This window comes from Pseudomonas sp. AM14(2022) (assembly GCF_036346455.1).
Classification (GTDB): domain Bacteria; phylum Pseudomonadota; class Gammaproteobacteria; order Pseudomonadales; family Pseudomonadaceae; genus Aquipseudomonas; species Aquipseudomonas putida_A.
In genome coordinates this window covers 1-18,952 of sequence record NZ_JAOTNY010000017.1, presented here as the reverse complement: position 1 = coordinate 18,952, position 18,952 = coordinate 1, and the positions used below count along the sequence as shown (strand labels likewise).

At 60.8% G+C, this 18,952-nt stretch carries 17 protein-coding genes; 8 read left to right on the top strand and 9 right to left on the bottom strand.

The genetic code is table 11. From position 1 onward, the window contains the following. Positions 1-4: 4 nt before the first annotated feature. Positions 5-1,318: an MFS transporter gene (locus V3W27_RS24735; RefSeq protein ID WP_330207767.1), complete on the bottom strand. Its 1,314-nt coding sequence runs from the start codon at positions 1,316-1,318 to the stop codon at positions 5-7. 310 nt (positions 1,319-1,628) lie between these two features. Between V3W27_RS24735 and V3W27_RS24730 the strand changes: the two genes are divergently transcribed. Then, positions 1,629-3,047 (top strand): short-chain fatty acid transporter, encoded by a 1,419-nt coding sequence (locus tag V3W27_RS24730; RefSeq protein WP_330207766.1) that lies wholly within the window; start codon positions 1,629-1,631, stop codon positions 3,045-3,047. A gap of 36 nt (positions 3,048-3,083) precedes the next feature. On the opposite strand, the gene V3W27_RS24725 is transcribed toward V3W27_RS24730, so the two are convergent. Together V3W27_RS24725 and V3W27_RS24720 are read right to left on the bottom strand one after the other, a co-directional pair. Further along, the gene (locus V3W27_RS24725) at positions 3,084-3,428 is read right to left on the bottom strand and encodes a HepT-like ribonuclease domain-containing protein (protein ID WP_095136792.1); all 345 of its coding nucleotides are present in this window, start codon (positions 3,426-3,428) and stop codon (positions 3,084-3,086) included. Next, positions 3,425-3,715 carry a nucleotidyltransferase family protein gene (locus V3W27_RS24720; protein WP_103368563.1) on the bottom strand — a complete coding sequence of 97 codons (291 nt, stop codon included), beginning with the start codon at positions 3,713-3,715 and terminating at the stop codon, positions 3,425-3,427. The genes V3W27_RS24725 and V3W27_RS24720 overlap by 4 nt, the downstream gene beginning before the upstream one ends. A 148-nt stretch (positions 3,716-3,863) precedes the next feature. Between V3W27_RS24720 and acpA the strand changes: the two genes are divergently transcribed. From acpA to V3W27_RS24705, 3 genes are all read left to right on the top strand, one after another. Then, positions 3,864-5,558 carry an acid phosphatase gene (acpA, locus tag V3W27_RS24715; protein ID WP_330207765.1) on the top strand — a complete coding sequence of 565 codons (1,695 nt, stop codon included), beginning with the start codon at positions 3,864-3,866 and terminating at the stop codon, positions 5,556-5,558. 118 nt (positions 5,559-5,676) lie between these two features. Beyond that, positions 5,677-6,858, top strand: coding sequence for a hypothetical protein (locus V3W27_RS24710; protein ID WP_027612252.1), 1,182 nt, complete (start codon positions 5,677-5,679; stop codon positions 6,856-6,858). Positions 6,859-7,035: 177 nt separating this feature from the next. After that, positions 7,036-7,551 carry an SET domain-containing protein-lysine N-methyltransferase gene (locus tag V3W27_RS24705; protein ID WP_330207764.1) on the top strand — a complete coding sequence of 172 codons (516 nt, stop codon included), beginning with the start codon at positions 7,036-7,038 and terminating at the stop codon, positions 7,549-7,551. A gap of 6 nt (positions 7,552-7,557) precedes the next feature. Here V3W27_RS24705 and can read toward each other — a convergent pair whose 3' ends face one another. Continuing rightward, the gene (can, locus tag V3W27_RS24700; RefSeq protein WP_095190641.1) at positions 7,558-8,202 is read right to left on the bottom strand and encodes a carbonate dehydratase; all 645 of its coding nucleotides are present in this window, start codon (positions 8,200-8,202) and stop codon (positions 7,558-7,560) included. A 140-nt stretch (positions 8,203-8,342) separates the two neighbouring features. Here can and V3W27_RS24695 point away from each other — a divergent pair, with 140 nt between their 5' ends. Continuing rightward, complete coding sequence (locus tag V3W27_RS24695) at positions 8,343-8,747, top strand: hypothetical protein (RefSeq protein ID WP_027612254.1); 405 nt, start codon at positions 8,343-8,345, stop codon at positions 8,745-8,747. Between the two features lie 112 nt (positions 8,748-8,859). Here V3W27_RS24695 and rimI read toward each other — a convergent pair whose 3' ends face one another. Both rimI and V3W27_RS24685 read right to left on the bottom strand, forming a co-directional pair. Beyond that, complete coding sequence (rimI, locus tag V3W27_RS24690) at positions 8,860-9,312, bottom strand: ribosomal protein S18-alanine N-acetyltransferase (RefSeq protein ID WP_115987822.1); 453 nt, start codon at positions 9,310-9,312, stop codon at positions 8,860-8,862. Continuing rightward, positions 9,305-10,051 carry an energy transducer TonB gene (locus V3W27_RS24685; RefSeq protein WP_330207788.1) on the bottom strand — a complete coding sequence of 249 codons (747 nt, stop codon included), beginning with the start codon at positions 10,049-10,051 and terminating at the stop codon, positions 9,305-9,307. Before V3W27_RS24685 ends, rimI begins: the two co-directional genes overlap by 8 nt. A gap of 247 nt (positions 10,052-10,298) precedes the next feature. Here V3W27_RS24685 and mksB point away from each other — a divergent pair, with 247 nt between their 5' ends. From mksB to mksF, 3 genes are read left to right on the top strand one after another with little or no spacing between them, the layout of a single operon-like run. Beyond that, entirely contained in the window at positions 10,299-11,579 is a 1,281-nt protein-coding gene (gene mksB, locus V3W27_RS24680) for an Mks condensin complex protein MksB (protein WP_003228202.1), read from the top strand. Further along, a complete protein-coding gene (mksE, locus tag V3W27_RS24675; protein WP_115987819.1) occupies positions 11,569-12,282 on the top strand; it encodes an Mks condensin complex protein MksE in 714 nt (237 codons plus the stop codon). The genes mksB and mksE overlap by 11 nt, the downstream gene beginning before the upstream one ends. After that, positions 12,279-15,119 (top strand): Mks condensin complex protein MksF, encoded by a 2,841-nt coding sequence (gene mksF, locus V3W27_RS24670; RefSeq protein ID WP_150368456.1) that lies wholly within the window; start codon positions 12,279-12,281, stop codon positions 15,117-15,119. The genes mksE and mksF overlap by 4 nt, the downstream gene beginning before the upstream one ends. Before the next feature lie 182 nt (positions 15,120-15,301). On the opposite strand, the gene V3W27_RS24665 is transcribed toward mksF, so the two are convergent. From V3W27_RS24665 to V3W27_RS24655, 3 genes are read right to left on the bottom strand one after another with little or no spacing between them, the layout of a single operon-like run. Continuing rightward, positions 15,302-17,605, bottom strand: a complete 2,304-nt coding sequence (locus tag V3W27_RS24665) for a PqiB family protein (RefSeq protein WP_330207763.1) — start codon at positions 17,603-17,605, stop codon at positions 15,302-15,304. Further along, positions 17,598-18,221 carry a paraquat-inducible protein A gene (locus V3W27_RS24660; protein ID WP_027612260.1) on the bottom strand — a complete coding sequence of 208 codons (624 nt, stop codon included), beginning with the start codon at positions 18,219-18,221 and terminating at the stop codon, positions 17,598-17,600. Before V3W27_RS24660 ends, V3W27_RS24665 begins: the two co-directional genes overlap by 8 nt. Beyond that, a complete protein-coding gene (locus V3W27_RS24655) occupies positions 18,208-18,867 on the bottom strand; it encodes a paraquat-inducible protein A (protein ID WP_027612261.1) in 660 nt (219 codons plus the stop codon). Before V3W27_RS24655 ends, V3W27_RS24660 begins: the two co-directional genes overlap by 14 nt. Positions 18,868-18,952: the final 85 nt, after the last annotated feature.

The window sequence follows — 18,952 nt, the reverse complement described above, 5'->3', positions numbered from 1 at the left end:
CTCGTCAGGAACAGGGCGCCACGGCTTGGCGCCCGACACTGCTCATGCGCGAACCGAAATACGCCGCGCTGACAATGCCGACTGCGCCCATCACCGCACAGAACATCACGCAGATCCACGGACTCCACGGCATCAGACCAATCAGCAACAGCGGTGTGATGCTCGCCCACGCGGCGTAGGCAATGTTGTAGGTGAAGGAGATGCCCGACACGCGAATCCGCGCCGGAAACAGTCCGACCATCACCGATGGCACCGCGCCGACCACACCGCAGGCCAGACCGGCGATGGCATACGCCAGCCCCACCCAATTGCCGCCCATGATCAGACAGCTATAAAGCACACCAATGCCCAACGGCAGCAGCAGGCTATAAAGCATGACCGTGCGCCAGGCACCGATGCGGTCGACCAGCAACCCGGCAATCACACAGCCGATGTTGAGGAAGACAATGCCCAACGCGCTCAGGGCAAAGGTGTGACTGGCGCTCATGCCGAAGGTTTTCTGCATCATGGTCGGGGTGATGACCACGAACACCACCACCGCCGACGTCAGCACACAGGTCAGCAGCATCGCCGGCAACATCGCCAGACGATGCTCGCGCAGCACCGTGCGCAGCGGCAGTTCGACCCGCGCTTCACGCTGGGCTTCCATGGCCATAAACACCGGGGTTTCGCTCAACCAGCGGCGCAGGTAGACACCGATCACGCCGAACACACCACCGAGCAGGAACGGATAACGCCAGGCGTAATCAAGGATTTCCGCCGGGGTGAACACCTGCGCGAGGAACGTCGCGGTCAGCGCGCCAATCAAGTAACCAAAGGTCAACCCGGCCTGCAAAAAGCCCAGCGCGTAACCGCGATGCCCGGCAGGCGCGTGCTCGGCGACGAACACCCAGGCGCTCGGAACTTCCCCACCCACCGCCGCGCCTTGCAGGATGCGCAGCGCCAGCAACAGCAGCGGCGCGAAATAACCGATCTGGGCATACGTCGGCATGATCCCGATCAGCAGGCACGGCAGCGCCATCATCAGGATGCTCAGACTGAAAACCTTTTTCCGGCCCAGACGATCGGCGAAATGCGCCATCAGAATTCCGCCCAGCGGGCGCGCCAGATAACCGGTGACAAAGATCCCGAAGCTTTGCAGCAGACGCAGCCACTCGGGCATTTCCGGCGGGAAGAACAATTGGCTGAGGGTCAGGGCGAAGAACACGAAAATGATGAAATCGTAGATCTCCAGCGCCCCGCCGAGGGCCGCAAGGCCGAGGGTCTTGTAGTCGGAACGGCTGAACGGCGCCGGTCGCGCTGTGGATTGGGCAGTCATGGCAAAGAACTCTGGCAGGCAAAAAACCAAGGCGCCCATGGTCTACGCAAATCTGCCTGGGGACAACCCGTTAGACCATAGTCCCGGTTTCGCAAAACCAGCTCACAAAACAGCCTGGCTTGATTTACTGTTTAGACCAGTCTCCAGCCGCACCTGGTGAAAACCGGTGGGAGCGGGCTTGCTCGCGAATGCGGTGTGTCAGTCAAATCAGCGTCGACTGACACAACGCATTCGCGAGCAAGCCCGCTCCCACCAAAGCACTTATCGCCCTGCAGACCCACAATAACCATAAAAATCCGAGGTACTCCCTGTGGCCGTTGATATCGAAGATAGCCGCTCTGCGCGCTTTGCCTTGCGCTGTTCAAGCTTTGCCGAACGCTGGTTCCCCGACTCCTGGGTATTCGCCGCACTGGCGGTGATCATTGTCGCGCTGGCCACTTTGGCCATGGGCGCCAAACCCACCGATGCCGCGATGGCGTTCGGCGACGGGTTCTGGAGCCTGATCCCGTTCACCATGCAAATGGCCTTCGTGGTGATTGGCGGCTACGTCGTCGCCAGTTCGCCGCCAGCGGTCAAGCTGATCGACAAACTGGCGCGCATCCCGAAAAACGGCCGCTCTGCCGTGGCCTGGGTCGCGCTGATCTCGATGGTCGCCTCGCTGTTGAACTGGGGCCTGTCGCTGGTGTTCGGCGGTTTGCTGGTGCGCGCCCTCGCCCGCCGCACCGATCTGAAAATGGATTACCGCGCGGCCGGTGCAGCGGCGTATCTGGGCCTGGGCGCGGTCTGGGCGCTGGGCCTGTCATCGTCAGCAGCGCAACTGCAGGCCAACCCGGCCAGCCTGCCGCCGGCGATCCTGTCGATCACCGGGGTGATTCCGTTCACCCAGACCATCTTCCTCTGGCAGTCCGGCGCCATGCTGCTGGCGCTGATCGTGATTTCGATCATCGTTGCTTACGCCACCGCGCCCGGACCGAACTCTGCGCGCGACGCCAAGGATTGCGGCATCGACCCGGCGTTCAACCTGCCACCGCTGCAACCGCGCACCCGGCCCGGCGAATGGCTGGAGCACAGTCCGCTGCTGATCATTTTGCTGGTGTCGCTGGCGGCCGGTTGGCTGTTCCACGAGTTCTCGAGCAAACCGGCGATCACCGCGATTTCCGGGCTGAACACCTATAACTTCCTGTTCATCATGCTCGGCGCCCTGCTGCACTGGCGTCCGCGCAGCTTCCTCGATGCGGTGGCCCGCGCGGTGCCGACCACCACTGGCGTGCTGATCCAGTTCCCGCTGTACGGCTCGATCGCCGCGCTGCTGACCACGGTCAAAGGCGCCGATGCGCAGACGCTGGCGCATCACATCTCGACCTTCTTCGTCAGCATCGCCTCCCACGACACCTACGCGTTGCTGATGGGCGTGTACTCGGCGATTCTCGGTTTCTTCATCCCGTCCGGCGGCGGCAAGTGGATCATCGAAGCGCCGTACGTGATGCAAGTCGCCAACGATCTGCAATACCACCTCGGCTGGGCGGTACAGATATACAACGCCGCCGAAGCCCTGCCGAACCTGATCAACCCGTTCTACATGTTGCCGCTGCTGGGCGTGCTCGGCCTGAAGGCGCGCGACCTGATCGGCTTCTCGTTCGTGCAATTGCTGGTGCACACGCCGCTGGTGCTGTTCTTGCTGTGGGTGCTGGGGACGACATTGGCGTATACGCCGCCGGTGATGCCGTAGATTGACGAGGTTGCACCTGCCTCATGGCAGGTGCAATCAATGTTGCTCGCAGGGCAGGAATCTCAACAGCTCAGGCAAAGCAACCTGAACCGTGTCCCAGACGACATCCAGATTGATGTCGAAGTAGCCATGAGCGATCCGGTTACGCATCCCGCGCATGCTGCGCCAGGGAGTTTGAGTGTTCTGAGCCGCGAATTCCGGAAACCGATCCATTATTTTGGTTGCCGCCTCGCCAATGATAACCAGGCTCATGATGACCGCTTGTTGCGTCCGTTTGTCGTCGACGAATTCTTCCTTGCTCAGACCTTCGACGAAGACCAGCGCATCGCTCGCAGCTTGACGCATATGTTCAAGGTAATCGCCCAGCCGGTTCTCGATCATACGGGACGGGCCTGTTCAAGAACCTGCTGACGAAATTTCAGCGGAAGGTCCCCCGGTGTCAACAGGTCGACGGTAACGCCCAGCAAATCTTCAAGCTCAACCTGAAGCCCGCCGAGATCAAACAAGGTGGCACCGGGCAATGGATCGACCAACAGATCAAGGTCACTGCCTTCCATATCGGTACCCAGCACCGTTGAGCCGAACACGCGCGGATTGGCCACACGGAATCTGCCGACAACCTCACGAACGGCAGCTCGTTGCAGATCAAGAGCAATGGAAGGCTTCATGGTTCACTCAGGCCAGTTTCTATATCGCAGCAGTCTAGCAGTGCCGAGGGGCCGTAGACACCGCACCATTTTGTAACCCAACCGTCACATTCAATTGTTAGCGTCCGCCCGAAACAAACTGAAACAATTAAGCTGAACGGGCTGACAGATGAAAGACGAGATTGACGGCACTGACGCACCTGAATCCGACAACCCCACCGACACCAGCCGCCGCCGCTTCCTCGGCGGTGTTGCCGTCCTCGGCGTGGGGGCCACGCTCGCCGGCTGCGGTAACGCCAGCAACCCGCCGGGCAAACCGGTCGAGCGCCCGCTGACGCCAGCCGAGCTGGACAAGGCCCTGCGCGAGCAGGTGAAAACCGTGGTGGTGATCTACGCCGAGAACCGCAGCTTTAACAATCTGTTCGGTGATTTCCCCGGTGTCGAAAAGCCGCTGTCGGCGCTCAAGCCTGCCGATTACCAGCAACGTGACCGCGACGGCAGCCTGTTGCAGACGCTGCCGCCAGTCTGGGGTGGCGTGCTGCAGATCGGCCCGCAAACGCTTGATGGCGTGACCTACCCCAGCGCCACGCAGTTTCAGGAAAACTTGCCCAACGCGCCTTTCGCCCTCAAGGGCCCGAACGGCGAAGACTTGCCGTTCGGTCTGGTGACCCGCGATTTGTGGCACGTGTTCTATCAGAACCAGATGCAGATCAATGGCGGCAAGAACGATGGTTTTGTCGCCTGGGCCGACTCCGGTGGTTTGACCATGGGGCACTACGCCCAGAGCCGCTACTCGCTGCGCCTGTGGGATGTGGCGCAGGAATTCGTGCTGTGCGACAACTTCTTCCAGGGTGCCTTCGGCGGCTCGTTCCTCAACCACCAGTACCTGATCAGCGCCACCGCGCCGTTCTATCCGGACGTAGCCAATTCGGTGGCCAAGTCACAGATCGCCGCCCTGCAAAGCGATGATCCGACTGACCCGCGCCTCAAGCCACTGGAACAGTCACCCGCCAGCGCCATGACCGGCCCGCCGCAGTTCGGCCCGAGTGCGCTGACCCCGGACGGCTTCGGCGTCAACACCCTCGCCCCGCCGTACTGGCCGACGTGGATTCGCGATCCGGAGCGTCCGGCGTACTCCAAGCCGGATCTGCCCAATGTGATGGTGCCGCAGACCCACGAGCATATCGGCGACAAACTGTCGAAGAAGAATGTCGACTGGGCCTGGTATGCCGGCGCCTGGCAGGCGACGCTGGAGCAGTACAAGGACTCGGGCGGGATTCCGAAGATCCCCAACTTCCAGTACCACCACCAGCCGTTCAACTACTTCAAGCGGCAAGGCCCGGAGAACCCGCAAGAGCGCAACAAACGCCTGCGCGATGCCGGCCTGGGCGATGAGTCGAGCAGCAACAAGTTCTTCGCCGATGCCGAGGCCGGCAAGCTGCCGGCGGTAACTTTCTACAAACCGCAGGGCAACCTGAACATGCACGCCGGTTATGCCGACGTGGCTTCAGGCGACCGGCACATCGTCCGCGCCCTGAAGGTGCTGCGCGAAAGTCCGCAGTGGAAAAACATGGTGGTGGTCGTGACGGTCGATGAAAACGGCGGCTGGTGGGATCATGTGGCGCCACCCAAGGGCGATCGCTGGGGCCCGGGGTCGCGGGTGCCGGCGCTGGTGGTGTCGCCATTTGCCCGCAAAGGCACGGTGGATCACACGGTTTACGACACGGCGTCGATCCTGCGCCTGATCACCCGAGTGTTCCAACTGGAAACCCTCGACGGCCTCAAGCAGCGCGATGAGGCAATGATCGCCCGTGGCCAGAAACCGATGGGCGATCTGACCAACGCCCTGCATTTTCAGGCCTGAAAACCCCGTCCTGCGGGCTGACGCAAAAATCCGTGAATGACCGCTTCTCTGTGCAACACGGCTGATCCAATATGAAGCGCCCCGAACCCGGGGAACCCACGCTGAAAAGGATCTGAGCATGTTCAAACTCGCAGGATTTACCCCCGCAGTTCTCACCCTCGCCGCGCTCACCCTGAGCGCGGCTGCCCACGCCGATGTCGACCTGAAGCTGGGCAGCACCGAGCGCGTCACCCGCCTCTTCGCCTACCCCAACAATTGCAGCGTGATCTGTTATCGCAACTGGTCCCTGGAGCAGACCGTCGCCCATTACCTGAGCCAGAGCGTGCAGCGCGATGGTTACAGCAATGCCAAAGTCTTGGTGAAGAACGATAACGGGCAGATTTACGCCGAGATCAGCGGCGTGCCCAAAGGTTACGACAAGCCGCTGTCGGCGCTGCTCGATGCCGGTGATCTGGCCTATAACGGCGCCAGCAAGCTCAATGCCGATGGCAAATGGGCGTACAGCTGGTATCTGTTCCTGCCGCTGGGCATGGCCCTGGAAAACCGCAAGAGCGTCGAACTGCTGCACTTCCCGCCGGACTATTCGCTGACTCAGGCGCAGGATTACCTGCGCTCGAACACCACCGACCGCTGGGCCACGCTGCTGACCGTCAACGGCATTCCGGCCGAGCAGACGCCGGCCTATCAGACCATCATCGACATCGCGCCAATCGCCGCGCCGTCCAACGCAGGTAGTGATCTGGAGGGCGTCTACGACTACTTCAAGGATTATCAGACCACGCTGGTCAAGCAGTTCAGCCAGACCAGCGCCGGCACCACCCTGCCGATGGTCGCGTTCGGGGCACCGGTGCGTAACTGGATCAAGCAGCAATACGGCCCGACCGTGGCCGTATTGGGTCTGGCGACCATCAGCCCGAGCGCGGGGGTGAACGTGCCGGTGCTGGGATCGAACCATCCGAGCTACATCTGGTACGCCGCCGACCCGGCCAGCTATGACGGCGATGAGGCCAAGGCCGATGCCGCCGGTTTGAAGGTCATGGGTCAGGACTTGAGCGCCGCTTGCTGGCAAGCCGGGATGGGCAGTAAACCGGGCACCGATGCGAAAGCCCTGCTCAACAGCTGCACGCAGACCTGGCAAGTGACGCAAAAGGGCAAGACCTGCGAACTGTTCTACACCTCGATCCGCAACCTGACCCCGGCACAGGCCGCCGCCAAGTGCTCGACCACGCCAATCAAGGCCCAGTTGCAACAGCTTCAGGGCGAATTGCCGGCCACCGCCGTTCCTGCACCACACCTCTGATCCGCTGAAAAAGCTTCCCGTGTCAGTCAATGCTGACGCGGGGAGCAGCCAATCACGCCTGTCAGATCTGACAGTAGACAGTTTGAGGGATACACCGGAATATTGGATCCAAACATGTTGCAGCGCTGACAGGACGTCAGACCAGGGAAGTCGCAGCATTTGCCGACAGGGACCGTTATGAATAATCAGGCCCATCAACACAACATCCCACGCGACGCACCCGGCATCTACCCGTTTGCCGGATTGCCGGTGCGTCTGGGTTTCCCATCCACCGAGGATTTCGAAATCGTGCACGACCACCACGGTCACGCGGCAGTCGTGGCGCGCCGGGCGTTCTTGCGCATCACCCGGATGTGTCGGGTTTCCGGGCAACTGCTGCCCTATCGTTGTCGACAGACGCGCCAGTTACTGGCCGGCATCCATCTCTACGATCCGCGCTTTTGCGGGTTGCTCGAACACGCCTGCGATCCGAATGTGTTTCTGGACATGAGTGAGCTGTGGCTGTGGGCACTTCGCGACATTCAGCCGGGTGAACGCCTGACCATCGACTTCGCCGCCACCGAAGACCGTTTGCTGCAACAGTTCGCCTGCACTTGCGGCTCGCCGCGCTGTCGGGGGTGGATCACCGGCTACGATGAACCACCCACGATCGAGGGCCAGGAATTTTTGCAGGACTGGTGGCACGCGCACTGATAGGGATTACACCGCCCCGACCGGACGCAGACGGTATTGCGGCGGCAGTTGCTCGAAACCGCTGATGGTGGTGTTCAGGCTTTTCCAGCGACCGTCCTTGATGCCGTAGATGCAGCCGTGAATCGACAGGCTCTGGCCGCGATGCCAGGCGTTCTGGATGATGCTGGTGTGGGCGACGTTGGCCACTTGCTGGACGACGTTGAGCTCGCACAGCCGGTCGACCTGCTCTTCCTCGGTCGGCAGCTTGGCCAGTTCTTCACGTTTTTCGTAGTACAGGTCGCGGATCGAGCGCAACCAGCCATCGATCAGACCGAACTGGCGATCCTGCATCGAGGCGCGCACACCGCCGCAGCCATAGTGGCCGGTCACGAGGATGTGTTTGACCTTGAGCACATCAACCGCGTACTGGATCACCGACAGGCAATTGAGGTCAGTGTGCAGCACCACGTTGGCGACGTTGCGGTGTACGAACAGATCGCCCGGCAGCATGCCGACGATCTCGTTGGCCGGCACCCGCGCGTCGGAGCAGCCGATCCACAGATATTCCGGTGTCTGCTGGCGCGCCAGCTTGGCGAAGAAATCCGGGTCTTCCTTGGTGATCGCGTCAGCCCAACGCTCGTTGTTATCAATCAGGTCTTGTAAGTCGTGCATGGTTAAGGCCTCAAGAAAGATGCGCAGGTATGACAGACGACCGCCCGTCGGGGTCACGCAAGAACCGCAGGTGTTTTTCTTTGGAATTCTCGGGTGCCCGGTGAGTCCACTCAGTAAGGCCCACAGTATGAGGATTTGCCATGACTGATTCACGACGTCCGTTCGATGCGGTGCAACCGGAACCCATCGATGACAACGAAGACCGCATGGGCTCGGTGCATGAGCTGGATTTCGATGAAGACGAACCCAGCGCGAAAATCGGTGACGAGATTCCGGAACGTGAACGCGAGCAACTGATGCCCGCTGAACGGGTGCGCGAGGCCGGGCTTACCGGTGCATCGACGGCTGATCATGAACCGACCGACGATGACTTGAGCCCGGAAACACTGATTCATGAAGATGGCGCACGCGATGCCGAAGAGGCTGGCGAGGGCAATCAGGCCGATTGGGATCTGAGCATTGTTGATGAGGATGACATCGGCGGCGGCAATGGTCTGGATGAGGCGGAGCTGGCGCGGCGTGATCCGCTGGATGGCAATCGCTGATCTGTATTGCCTGTAAGGACGCCTTCGCGAGCAAGCCCGCTCCCACAGGGAATTGAGACTCGGCTCAAAACCAATGTGGGAGCGGGCTTGCTCGCGAAGCTTTTAAACAAGATCAGTCGACCAGGGTGCAGGCCATCACTACGGCGTCTTCGCGCCCGCCCACCGCCGGATAATAATCGCGACGCCGGCCAATCTCGTTGAAGCCATAGCGCTCGTACAACCTGAACGCAGCAGTATTGCTGTCGCGCACTTCCAGGAAACATTCCCGGGCCTCAGCCGCATACGCCCGCGACATCAGATGTTCGAGCAGCGTGAGCCCCAGCCCACGCCCCTGATTCTCCGGTTTGACCGTGATATTCAGCAGATGCGCCTCGTCGAGAATGATCTGCACCACCCCGTGGCCGACCTGCTGCTGGCCTTCGAACATCAGCCAGATTTGGTACTTACCCAGCCCGTCGAGAAAAATCCCGCGGGTCCAGGGATGGCTGTACGCCGCGTATTCGATCTTCAATACCGCGTCCAGGTCCGCCTCGGTCATCGGGCGGAACGATACAGCTTCACTCATTCGATGGTTTCCAGCGCGCCATCAGCCGACGCATGGCTTGCCACACAGCGGCCTTGCGCTGTGGCTCTTCCATTAACAATTCCAGACCTGGGATGGCCCATGCCAGGCCCAGGCCTTCAATCTGCAATTCACTGTTGAACGCTTCAGCGTCCGCTTCACCGGCAAAGCGCACCGCTGGCAGGCCGATCAGCCACAGGCAGGCACAGGGTGCCGCTTCCATTTGTACCGAGAGGAAGCCCTGAACAAAGTCGCGCGCCGCTTCCGGGCCCTGATCCATAGTGCCGCGGTTCAACCACGGCCAGCGCACCGGCTCGCCGACGATTTGTGGCGCATCCGGCAAACCGGCGGCGCGCAACATATCTTTAAGCAGCAGATAGGCCGGATCGCGGCTCTGGAACGCTTCGCCTGTGGGTAACTCGACCAGCAGCAGGCAAGCCCCGGCGCGCAGCAATTGCAGGGCAAAACGCGGTGGCGGCACGGGCGCGGGCTTGGCGACAACCGGCGCCTCTTCGACCTCTTCCACTGGTTTGGCGCCATTGCGGGTACTGGCGAGCGACGGGCGCGGTACTTCGATCTTCGGCCGTTCGACCGGACGGGCGGCAGGCTGCACCGGAGCTTCGGCCTGCACAACCGGCATCGGCGCCACCTCTGGCTCAGGCTCGGGCATGTCCAGCAGCTCGGGCCGCGACGGGGCGGCGAAAGGCAATTCGGTGCGCGGCAGCCAGTTGACCACCTGCATGGCGTTCAAATAGGCGCGGCGGCGGGACTCGATAAGCAAAGGGTCGGCCACTTGTGGATAACTGAAAGTGTGCTGATTCTACCGCCCTTCGCTCAAGATCGCCCGTTGTTGATCGATAGTCTTTCACGAGGCGCTTTACCCACGCTCTTTAATACAAAGAATGCGACAGCCCGTCCCGAGAGTGAAGCGCATCCCTCGTGATGCAGTACAATCGCCGCTTTTAATCGCCAACCAGCCGGCCATTCCGATGATCGAACCCAAGCGCGTCTTGCGCGCCCTCGCTGAACACTGGGCACTTCTGGAGCCACTGTGCGAGCACTTCGACCAGGGCACCCTGAGCCTCAACGAACTGCGCACGCAACTGGCCGCCCAACAACTGGACAGCACGCCGCAGGACATAACCAGCCTGCTCGACGTGTGGATTCGCCTGGACATTCTGGTGCCCGTGGCGAAAAGCCCGAACCGTTTCGAGCTCAACGCGCAGATCCACGACTTCCTTGCCTACCTGCGCCGTGAGCACCGTCTGGGCCTGTGCCTGGAGATCGAAGCCTATCTGCGCCACCTCGAACGTCTGGCCGGCTACATTCAGGACGCGTTCGATGTGCGCGACGGCAACGACCTCGCCCGTCAACTGCGTTTGCTCGACATGCGCGTGCGCGATGTGCTGAAGAAACTCGACAACGACGAACAGGCACTGGTGGCCGTGGCCGAACGGGCCAAGACCAGCGACCGGCAGATTCCGCTGCGTCAGCGTTACGCCGAAGTGCTGGCGACCTGGGACGAATACGTCGAGCCGATGATCGATCTGGTGAACGCCGACGGCGCCTTCGAACAAGGCGTGCGCAAGGTCGAAACCGTGCTGCTGAAGATGCTCAGCGAACAGCAGCGCCTCGGCCATCTGGTCGATGACGACATGCTGCTGCGCACCCACGCACGCATCCTCGAAATGCAGACCAGTGCCCAGCTGACCCTGCGTCATGCCCGCGAACTGCTGCTGCCGCTGCGTGAAGAAGCGCGCCGCCACAACGCGGTGACCCGTGGTGCTGCGCTGGCGCTGGCGGCGATTCGCCGCAAAGGCATCGATGCCGTGCCGCAAGCGGCGATGCCGCTGTTCACCCGGCCGCAAAGCACCTTCCTCGGCAGCGCCAGTCAGGTCGAAGCCTACGTCTACGCCCTGGCGCGTTTCGAGCCGAAACCGGCGCGTTTCCCCAAGGCGCACAAGACCCAGAAATCCGGCGATGCCCCGCGTGCACCGCGCACCGTGCGCGAGATGGTCGAGCGTTGCGAAGAGTCCCTGCCAATGCCGGATCTGATGACCTGGCTGCTGGAGCAGGAACCGGACGGCGCCACCGACGAATTGCTTTACTGGTTCTCGCGCCTGTCGCGGGAAAAACGCTTCAAGCGCGAGCGTCTGGAACGCCGCGAATACCACACTCACGAGCACCAGGTCAGCCTGCGCTCCTTCGCCCTGCTCTCGGCCCGCGACTCCGCCGCCGAGGATTCTGCGAGCATCCCCAATGCATCTTGATCTATCCGAACTGTCCCAACTGGCGCCGATCTTCCGCGAGCTGTTCAAGGGCTATCACGTCAGCCGTCGCGACCCGGAACTGTACGCGCAACTGTCGAACTTCCAGGATCAATACCGCACGCTGTTCAAGGCGCTGGGGTTCGAACTGGTCTGCGACACCCGTGGGTTCTATTACTTCGTGCCGGACATGGCCGCTGCGGCGGTGAACAAGACTGCTCAGCGTCTGGCGCTGTTCACCTTCATTCTCGTCGAGCATCTGGCCGATCAGGGCCGCGATCCGATCGCCGTGCTCGACGGTGGCAGCCTCGGCCGTGAAGAGCTGCCGTCGTTGCTGGACAAATACCGCGACCTGTTCATCCAGGCCGAAGTGCAGACCGTCGAAGAACTCGAAGAAAAAATCATGCGTCGCATGACCCAGCTCGGTTTCGCCGGCGAAGAAAACGGCGTGTACCGTTTCCTGCCGCCGATGCACCGTTTCCTCGATGTGTGCTTGTCGGTGCAGCAGGACCGCGATCTGGCGGCCAGCGTACACAGCGTACTGCCGCTGCCGGCACCGGTGCTGATCGACGAAGAAGCCGAAGCCAAATTCCTCGAGACCGACGATCCGCTTGATCTCAGCGAATTTGAGGAAGAGAGCGAAGAAGAGAGCGAAGAAGACGCACTGGCCCGCGCCATTGCCGAAGAACAGGAGTCCGATGCATGAGCCAGGAACGCTACGGCATCCGCCGCTTTGCCCTTTTGAACACCGCCGGTTACAGCCTCGGCCTGTTCCCGCTGGAAGAACCGTTGTCGGTCTACGGCGCGAACAACCTCGGGAAATCGGCGTCGATCAACGCCTTGCAGTTCCCGATTCTGGCGCGCATGTCGGACATGAGTTTCGGCAAGTACAGCCTGGAGCAATCGCGGCGTTTCTACTTCGCCTCCGACACCAGTTACATCCTCGTCGAAGTCAATCTACCGCACGGCCCGCACGTGATCGGCGTGGTCGGCCGTGGCCCGGGCGGTGGTTTCGGTCACCAGTTCTTCGCCTACGCTGGCAAGCTCGACCTGGCGCATTACCAGAAGAACGACACTTGCCTGCGTCAAAAAGAACTGTTCAGCAACCTTGAGAAAGAAGGCCTGAAAGCCTACGAACTCAAGCCGGACGAACTGCGTCGTTTGCTGGTGGGCGGGCACACCTCGATCCCGCTGGATCTGACCCTGATTCCGCTGCGCTCCACCAGCGAGCAGAGCCTGAAGACCTTCCGCGCGCTGTTCATCAACCTGCTGCACATGCGTGAAATCACTGCGGCCAAGCTCAAGCAGTTGTTCCTCGATGCCTTCGAGCACAGCCTGCGTTCCGGCAGCGTCGACTACATCGCCGCGTGCGAAGAAGCCTTCCGCGATGTGCGCCGGATGGAGCAGGACTACAACTCGCTGGTCGCCGCCGGGCCGCTGGTCGAAGCCTTGGCCAACGGCGTGAAGCAGCGCGATGTGCTGCGCGGCAAACTGCATCGCCTGTCGCCGCTGCTCGATTCGTTACTTGGCACCTGGTCGGATTACGCCACGGCACGCAAGGAAGAGCTGACGATTCAGGCCGAGCACTACCGTCGCGAGCAGGACGATCTGCAAAACGATCAGCGCGGTGGCACGCAGGAACTGATGCGCCTGGAGCGGGAAATCTCGGGCATCCAGCGCTGGCTCGGCGAGTTGTCGGTGCTGAAGAACCGCTTCGCGCTGGTCGATGACGTCAAAGTGCTGGAGCAGCAACTGCTCGCCGCCAAGGACGCGCACGACGAACTGGCCGGTGCGCTGGCACAGTCCCGGCAGTTCAGCGCCGAGGATCTGGAAGAGCGTCTGCGCGATCTGGAAAAACGCCTGAAGTCGGTGAAGCAGCAACTCGATCACGCCGACAACAACAGCTACGCCCGCCTGCGTGAAGAATTCTCGCAGCAGGACGTCGAGCGCCTGATGCGCCTGTTCAACAGCGCGCTGTTCAGCCTGCCGCTGGGCGAGCACGGCATCACCCTCGACGAGGATGGCGAGTGGGTCAAATCGGTCGAGCTGATTCTCGACGGTTTCAAGGGCGAGCGCTTCGAAGTGCCGGGGCTGTCGATCGACATCTCGCACATCGAGCCGCCGGCTCTGCAAGCGCTGGCCGACCGCGCCGCGCTGCGTGACCAGAAAGAGCGTCTGGAAAAAGAACTCAAGCAACTCAAGACTCAGCAAGCCGTGGCCGCCGACCGCGCCGCGAGCAAGACCCAGACCGAAGCGCTGTACCAGCAAGTGCTGGATGCGCAGAAAGCCCTGGAAGATTTCCGTCGCACTCAAACGCTGAGCGCCGAAGAAGGCGACAAGCTTGAGCAACTGGCGCAGATGGAAGCGGCGCAGGACGAACTCAAGCGTTCCAGCGATGCGTTCACCGAGCGCGTCCAGCAACTGTCAGCCAAGCTGCAACTGGTCGGTCGGCAGATCGCCGACATGGAAGCCAAGCAGCGCACTCTCGACGACGCCCTGCGCCGCCGTCAGTTGCTGCCGGCGGACCTGCCATTCGGCACGCCGTTCATGGATCCGGTCGACGATTCGATGGACAACCTGCTGCCGCTGCTCAACGATTATCAGGACAGCTGGCAGGGCTTGCTGCGCGCCGACGGTCAGATCGAAGCGCTGTACGCGCAAGTACGCCTCAAAGGCGTGGCCAAGTTCGACAGCGAAGACGACATGGAGCGCCGTCTGTCGCTGCTGATCAACGCTTACGCGCACCGTACCGATGAAGCCCTGACGCTGGGCAAGGCCCGGCGTGCGGCGGTCACCGACATCGCCCGGACCCTGCGCAACATCCGCAGCGACTACGACAGCCTCGAACACCAACTGGCGCTGTTCAACCGCGAGATCAACAAGCGTCAGGTGTCCAACCTGCAGAGCTTCCGCATCGTCCTGGCGCCGAACAAGGAAGCGCTCAAGCACATCGATCAGATCATCCACAGCGCCGGTCAGTACGAAGAAGGCGAAACCCTGTCGGTGTTCGATCTGAGCCAAAGCGCGGAACAGGACAACAAGAACGAAGAGGCCAAGGAGTACCTGGCGCGGCTGGTGGCGGCGAACCACAACCAGCTCGGCCTCAAGGACTTGTTCGAACTGGCGTTCGAGATCACCAAGGTCAACGGTCAGCCGGTGATTCACACCGACATCGACGGCGCGGCGTCCAACGGCACCACCATGACCATCAAGGCGCTGACCAACATGTACTTGTTGCTGCACTTGATGGATCGCGATCTGGCCGGTCGCGTGCGCCTGCCGTACTACCTCGACGAGGCGGCGGACATCGACGAGAAGAACCAGGCAGCGCTGCTGGAAACCAGCCTGCAATTGGGCTTCGTGCCGATTCTGGCGAGTGTGAAGCCGCAGGTCTGCGCCAGTGTCGCCATCGACCTGGAAGGCGGCAGCGGCCCGGCGGGGATCTACATCGACGAGGCGGACTGGAAGTACATCCGCCGGCATGATGTGGTGAAGGCCACCGTCAATGTGCAAGCCGGTGAGCCGGAGCTGGATGAGGTTTGATCGACTTTAGCTGAAAACCAAAAAGGGCCGCGATCTGTTGGGATCGCGGCCCTTTTTTATGGCTGGGGATTTGTGCTGACTTTTAGTGCCCTATCGCGAGCAGGCTCACTCCTACAATTTGGAACGCGTTCCCCTGTAGGAGTGAGCCTGCTCGCGATGGCGCCACTTCAGGCACCACAGAATTACTTACCGAGCGAAATCTTCGGCGCCCAGGTCAGCCACTCATCCTCAAACTTGTCGAACAACGGGAACGTTTGCTCAGGCCGTGCCGGGTTGCCCATGCGCTCACCGTCCGGCGTAGCGAAGGCAATGCCTCCCTGAATCGCCGTCTCCAGCGACTCCGTGCGCACCGTCAGACCATTGAACAAGCCGATGTCGAAACCGACACCGCTGGTGTTCCAGAATCGGCTGCCACTGCGCACCAACGGCGCGTATTTCGGCTCGATCAAAATATGCACCAACACGCGATCAGCAGTCTGGCCCAGTTCATAACCGGTGACCTTGCCCACGGTGATTTCGCGGTAGGTCACGGGTACGCCCGGTTTCAGCGAGCCACGGCGCGCGGCGCTCAACACCAGACTCAAGCCAGCCTCCTGCTTGCTCAGTTCCGGCGGACTGGCCAGCGCAACGAAGTTCTTCTGCGGGCCGAGATTTTTCGCCGCCGGCTGCACTTCCACATATTGCCCGGTGACCAGGGTTTCCAGATTCTGGGTCTTGATCAGCCCCAACTCCGGCTTGACCACCCAGAACTGACTGCCGACCCGCGCAATGCGCTCCGGTACTTCGGTGATCCGCGCGGTAATCATCACGGCTTGCAAATCGTCGGTCAGATCGACGTCTTCAATCTTGCCGACATCCAGGCCTTTGAAACGAATCGGTGTGCCCGGACGCAAACCATCGGCGCGGTCGACCTTGATCGTCACCAGCGTGCCTTTCTGGTTGGCTTCATCATGGTTGGCGAACAGACGGAAGCGTGGAATACGCTTTTGCAGCGGCGCCTTGGCTTGCGGTGTTTCGAAAGCAATACCGCCGGCCATCAATGTCTGCAAAGACTCGCTCTTCACTTGAATACCACCTGTCAGACCACCGGTGAGGGTGATGCCGCTGACATTCCAGAAGCGTGTCGACGCGTTGACCAGGTTTTCGTACTCCTTCTCGATATGCACGCCGATGACGATTTGCTTTTTGGTCTTGGAGAACTGATAGCTCTGTACCGAACCGACCTTGACCTGTTTGTACAGAATCGGACTGCCGACTTCGATCGAACCGAGAACATCGGTGAACAGCACCAGGTGCAGACCCGGCGAACGCAGATCCAGCGGCGGCGCTTTTGGCCGCGCCTCGAATTCGCGTTTCGGCGCGGCACCTTTGTCGCCCGGACGCACGGCAATGTAGTTACCTTTCACCAACGCTTCGAGTCCGGTGATACCGGCCAGGGAAATCGACGGTTTGACCACCCAGAACTGCGTGCCTTCGACCAGATAGTCTTCGGCCAGAGGATCGAGCGTCAGCTCGGCGGTGGCGCTGTTCAGATCCGGATCGATTTTCAACGCTTTCATGTTGCCGACCTGAATGCCCTTGTACATCACCGGCGTACGGCCGGCCTGCAAGCCTTCGAAGTCACTGAGTTTGACCTTGACCCGAATACCGGCAGCGGCGGCGTCGAAGTCCTCATAGAGACGGAACGGCAGGCTTGGATCGGTGGGCGGACTGTCCTTGCGATTCTCTGGTGTGGCGAAGGCGATACCCCCGGCTACGATGCTCGCCAGAGATTCGCTGCGTACCTTCACCCCGGACAGGTTGGCGTCGATGCTGATGCCGCTGGCATTCCAGAAACGTGTGTGTTTGCGCACCAGTTTGGCGTAGGTCGGCTCGATGAACACTTTGAGCTCAACGGTGCTCTGGTCTTCAGACAGCACGTAGCTTTTGATCTGACCGACCTTGATCTGCTTGTAGAACACCGGGCTGCCGCGGTTCAGCGAACCGAGGCGATCGGCCTTGATCGTCAGGTGCAGGCCGGGCTTGGAGTCCGATAGCGGCGGCTCTTCGGCCAGCGCCTTGAACTTGCGGGTCGGCTCGCCTTCACCGGGACTGATGGCCACGTAGTTACCTGAAACCAGGGTTTCCAGACCGGTGATGCCGGCCAGGGTCACGCTCGGTTTCACCAGCCAGAAGCGCGTGCTGGTCTTGAGGTATTGCTCGACGTCCTTGTTCATCTCGACGGTGGCAATCACCCCTTTGGAATTGCCCTCGTCATCAAGTTTGAGCGTCTTCACCTTACCCACCGGCATGCCCTTGTAGACCACTTCGGTCTTGTTGGCCTGGATGCCTTCACCGCTTTCGAAACGCACCTGAATCTCGATACCGGTTTCGTTATAGGCACGCCAGCCGAGCCAGCCACCGATGATCAGGGCAATCAGAGGCAGTACCCAAATGGCAGACCAGTTCGAGGCCGGTCGGGTTTTCGCTACAGGCAAATCAGTCATGGTCGTCGTCCGACTCCGTGTTATCCCAAATTAGTCGGGGATCGAAAGTTACTGCGGCAAGCATCGTCAGAATCACCACACTGGCGAAGGCGATGGCGCCAAGGTTGGCTTCGACACTGGCAAGCCGGCCGAAGTTGACGACCGCCACCAGAATGGCGATCACAAAGATGTCGAGCATCGACCAACGACCGATGAACTCGATGAAGCGGTACATCCAGATCCGCTGCCGCGCGGACAACGGCTGACGCCGCTGCACCGAAAACAGCAGCAGTGCGATGCCCACCAGTTTGAAGGTCGGCACCAGAATACTGGCGATGAACACCACGGCGGCAATCGGGATCATGCCGTGCTGCACCAACTGGATCACGCCGGACATGATGGTGCTGGGATCGCCCTGCCCCAGCGAACTGACCGTCATGATCGGCAACACATTGGCCGGGATGTAGATAATCGCAGCCGTGATCAGCAGGGCCCAGGTTCGGGCCAGACTGTTCGGACGACGAGCGTGAACCAGCGCACCGCAGCGGGTGCAGGTCTGCTCGTCGGTGTCCGCATCCCGTTTGTTCAATTCATGGCATTCGGTACAGATCAGAATGCCCGCATCAATCGCCCGCATGGGCATCCTCTCCTGATAATGCCTGCCAGATCTGGTGCGGTGACATCACCACTTCCAGCCAGACCTGGACCAATAACAAGCCGATGAAACAGGCCAGACCGAGGCCGACGGTGATGGCCGCCATGTCCGCCAGTTTGACGATCGCCACGAGGACGCCCATGAGGTAGACCTCGAGCATTCCCCAGTCTTTGAGGTGGTGATAAATGCGGTAGAGCAATAAGCCGTAACTGCGTCCGACGTTGAATCGAATCGTCAGCAAAACGAATAACTGGCACAGCAACTTCAGCAACGGAATAGCCATACTGCACAGGAATACAACGATCGAAACGCCCTGCATGTCCGTATTGAACAAGCCGAGCACGCCGCTCCAGACCGTATCCTGCGAAGATTGTCCGAGGATATTGAGTTGCATGATGGGTAAAAAGTTTGCCGGGATGTACAGCAATAATGCTGCGATCACCAAGGCAAGGCTGCGCTGCACCACATTATGGCGATGGGCGTACAACTCGTAACCGCAGCGCGGGCAGAGTGCTTTCTCGCCATGGGCGAGCTTGGGCTTGCGCATCAGCAGGTCGCACTCATGACAGGCCACCAAGTCTTCCAGCGGTAAATCTGACAGCCCTTGGGCGTCAACCGGATCTGACATAAAGGCTCTGGCTCCGAAAAAGATGGGGGTTATTCTAGTGTTCTGATTCGAAAATAACTGTGCAAAATTGTTCGCTGCCTAAGTA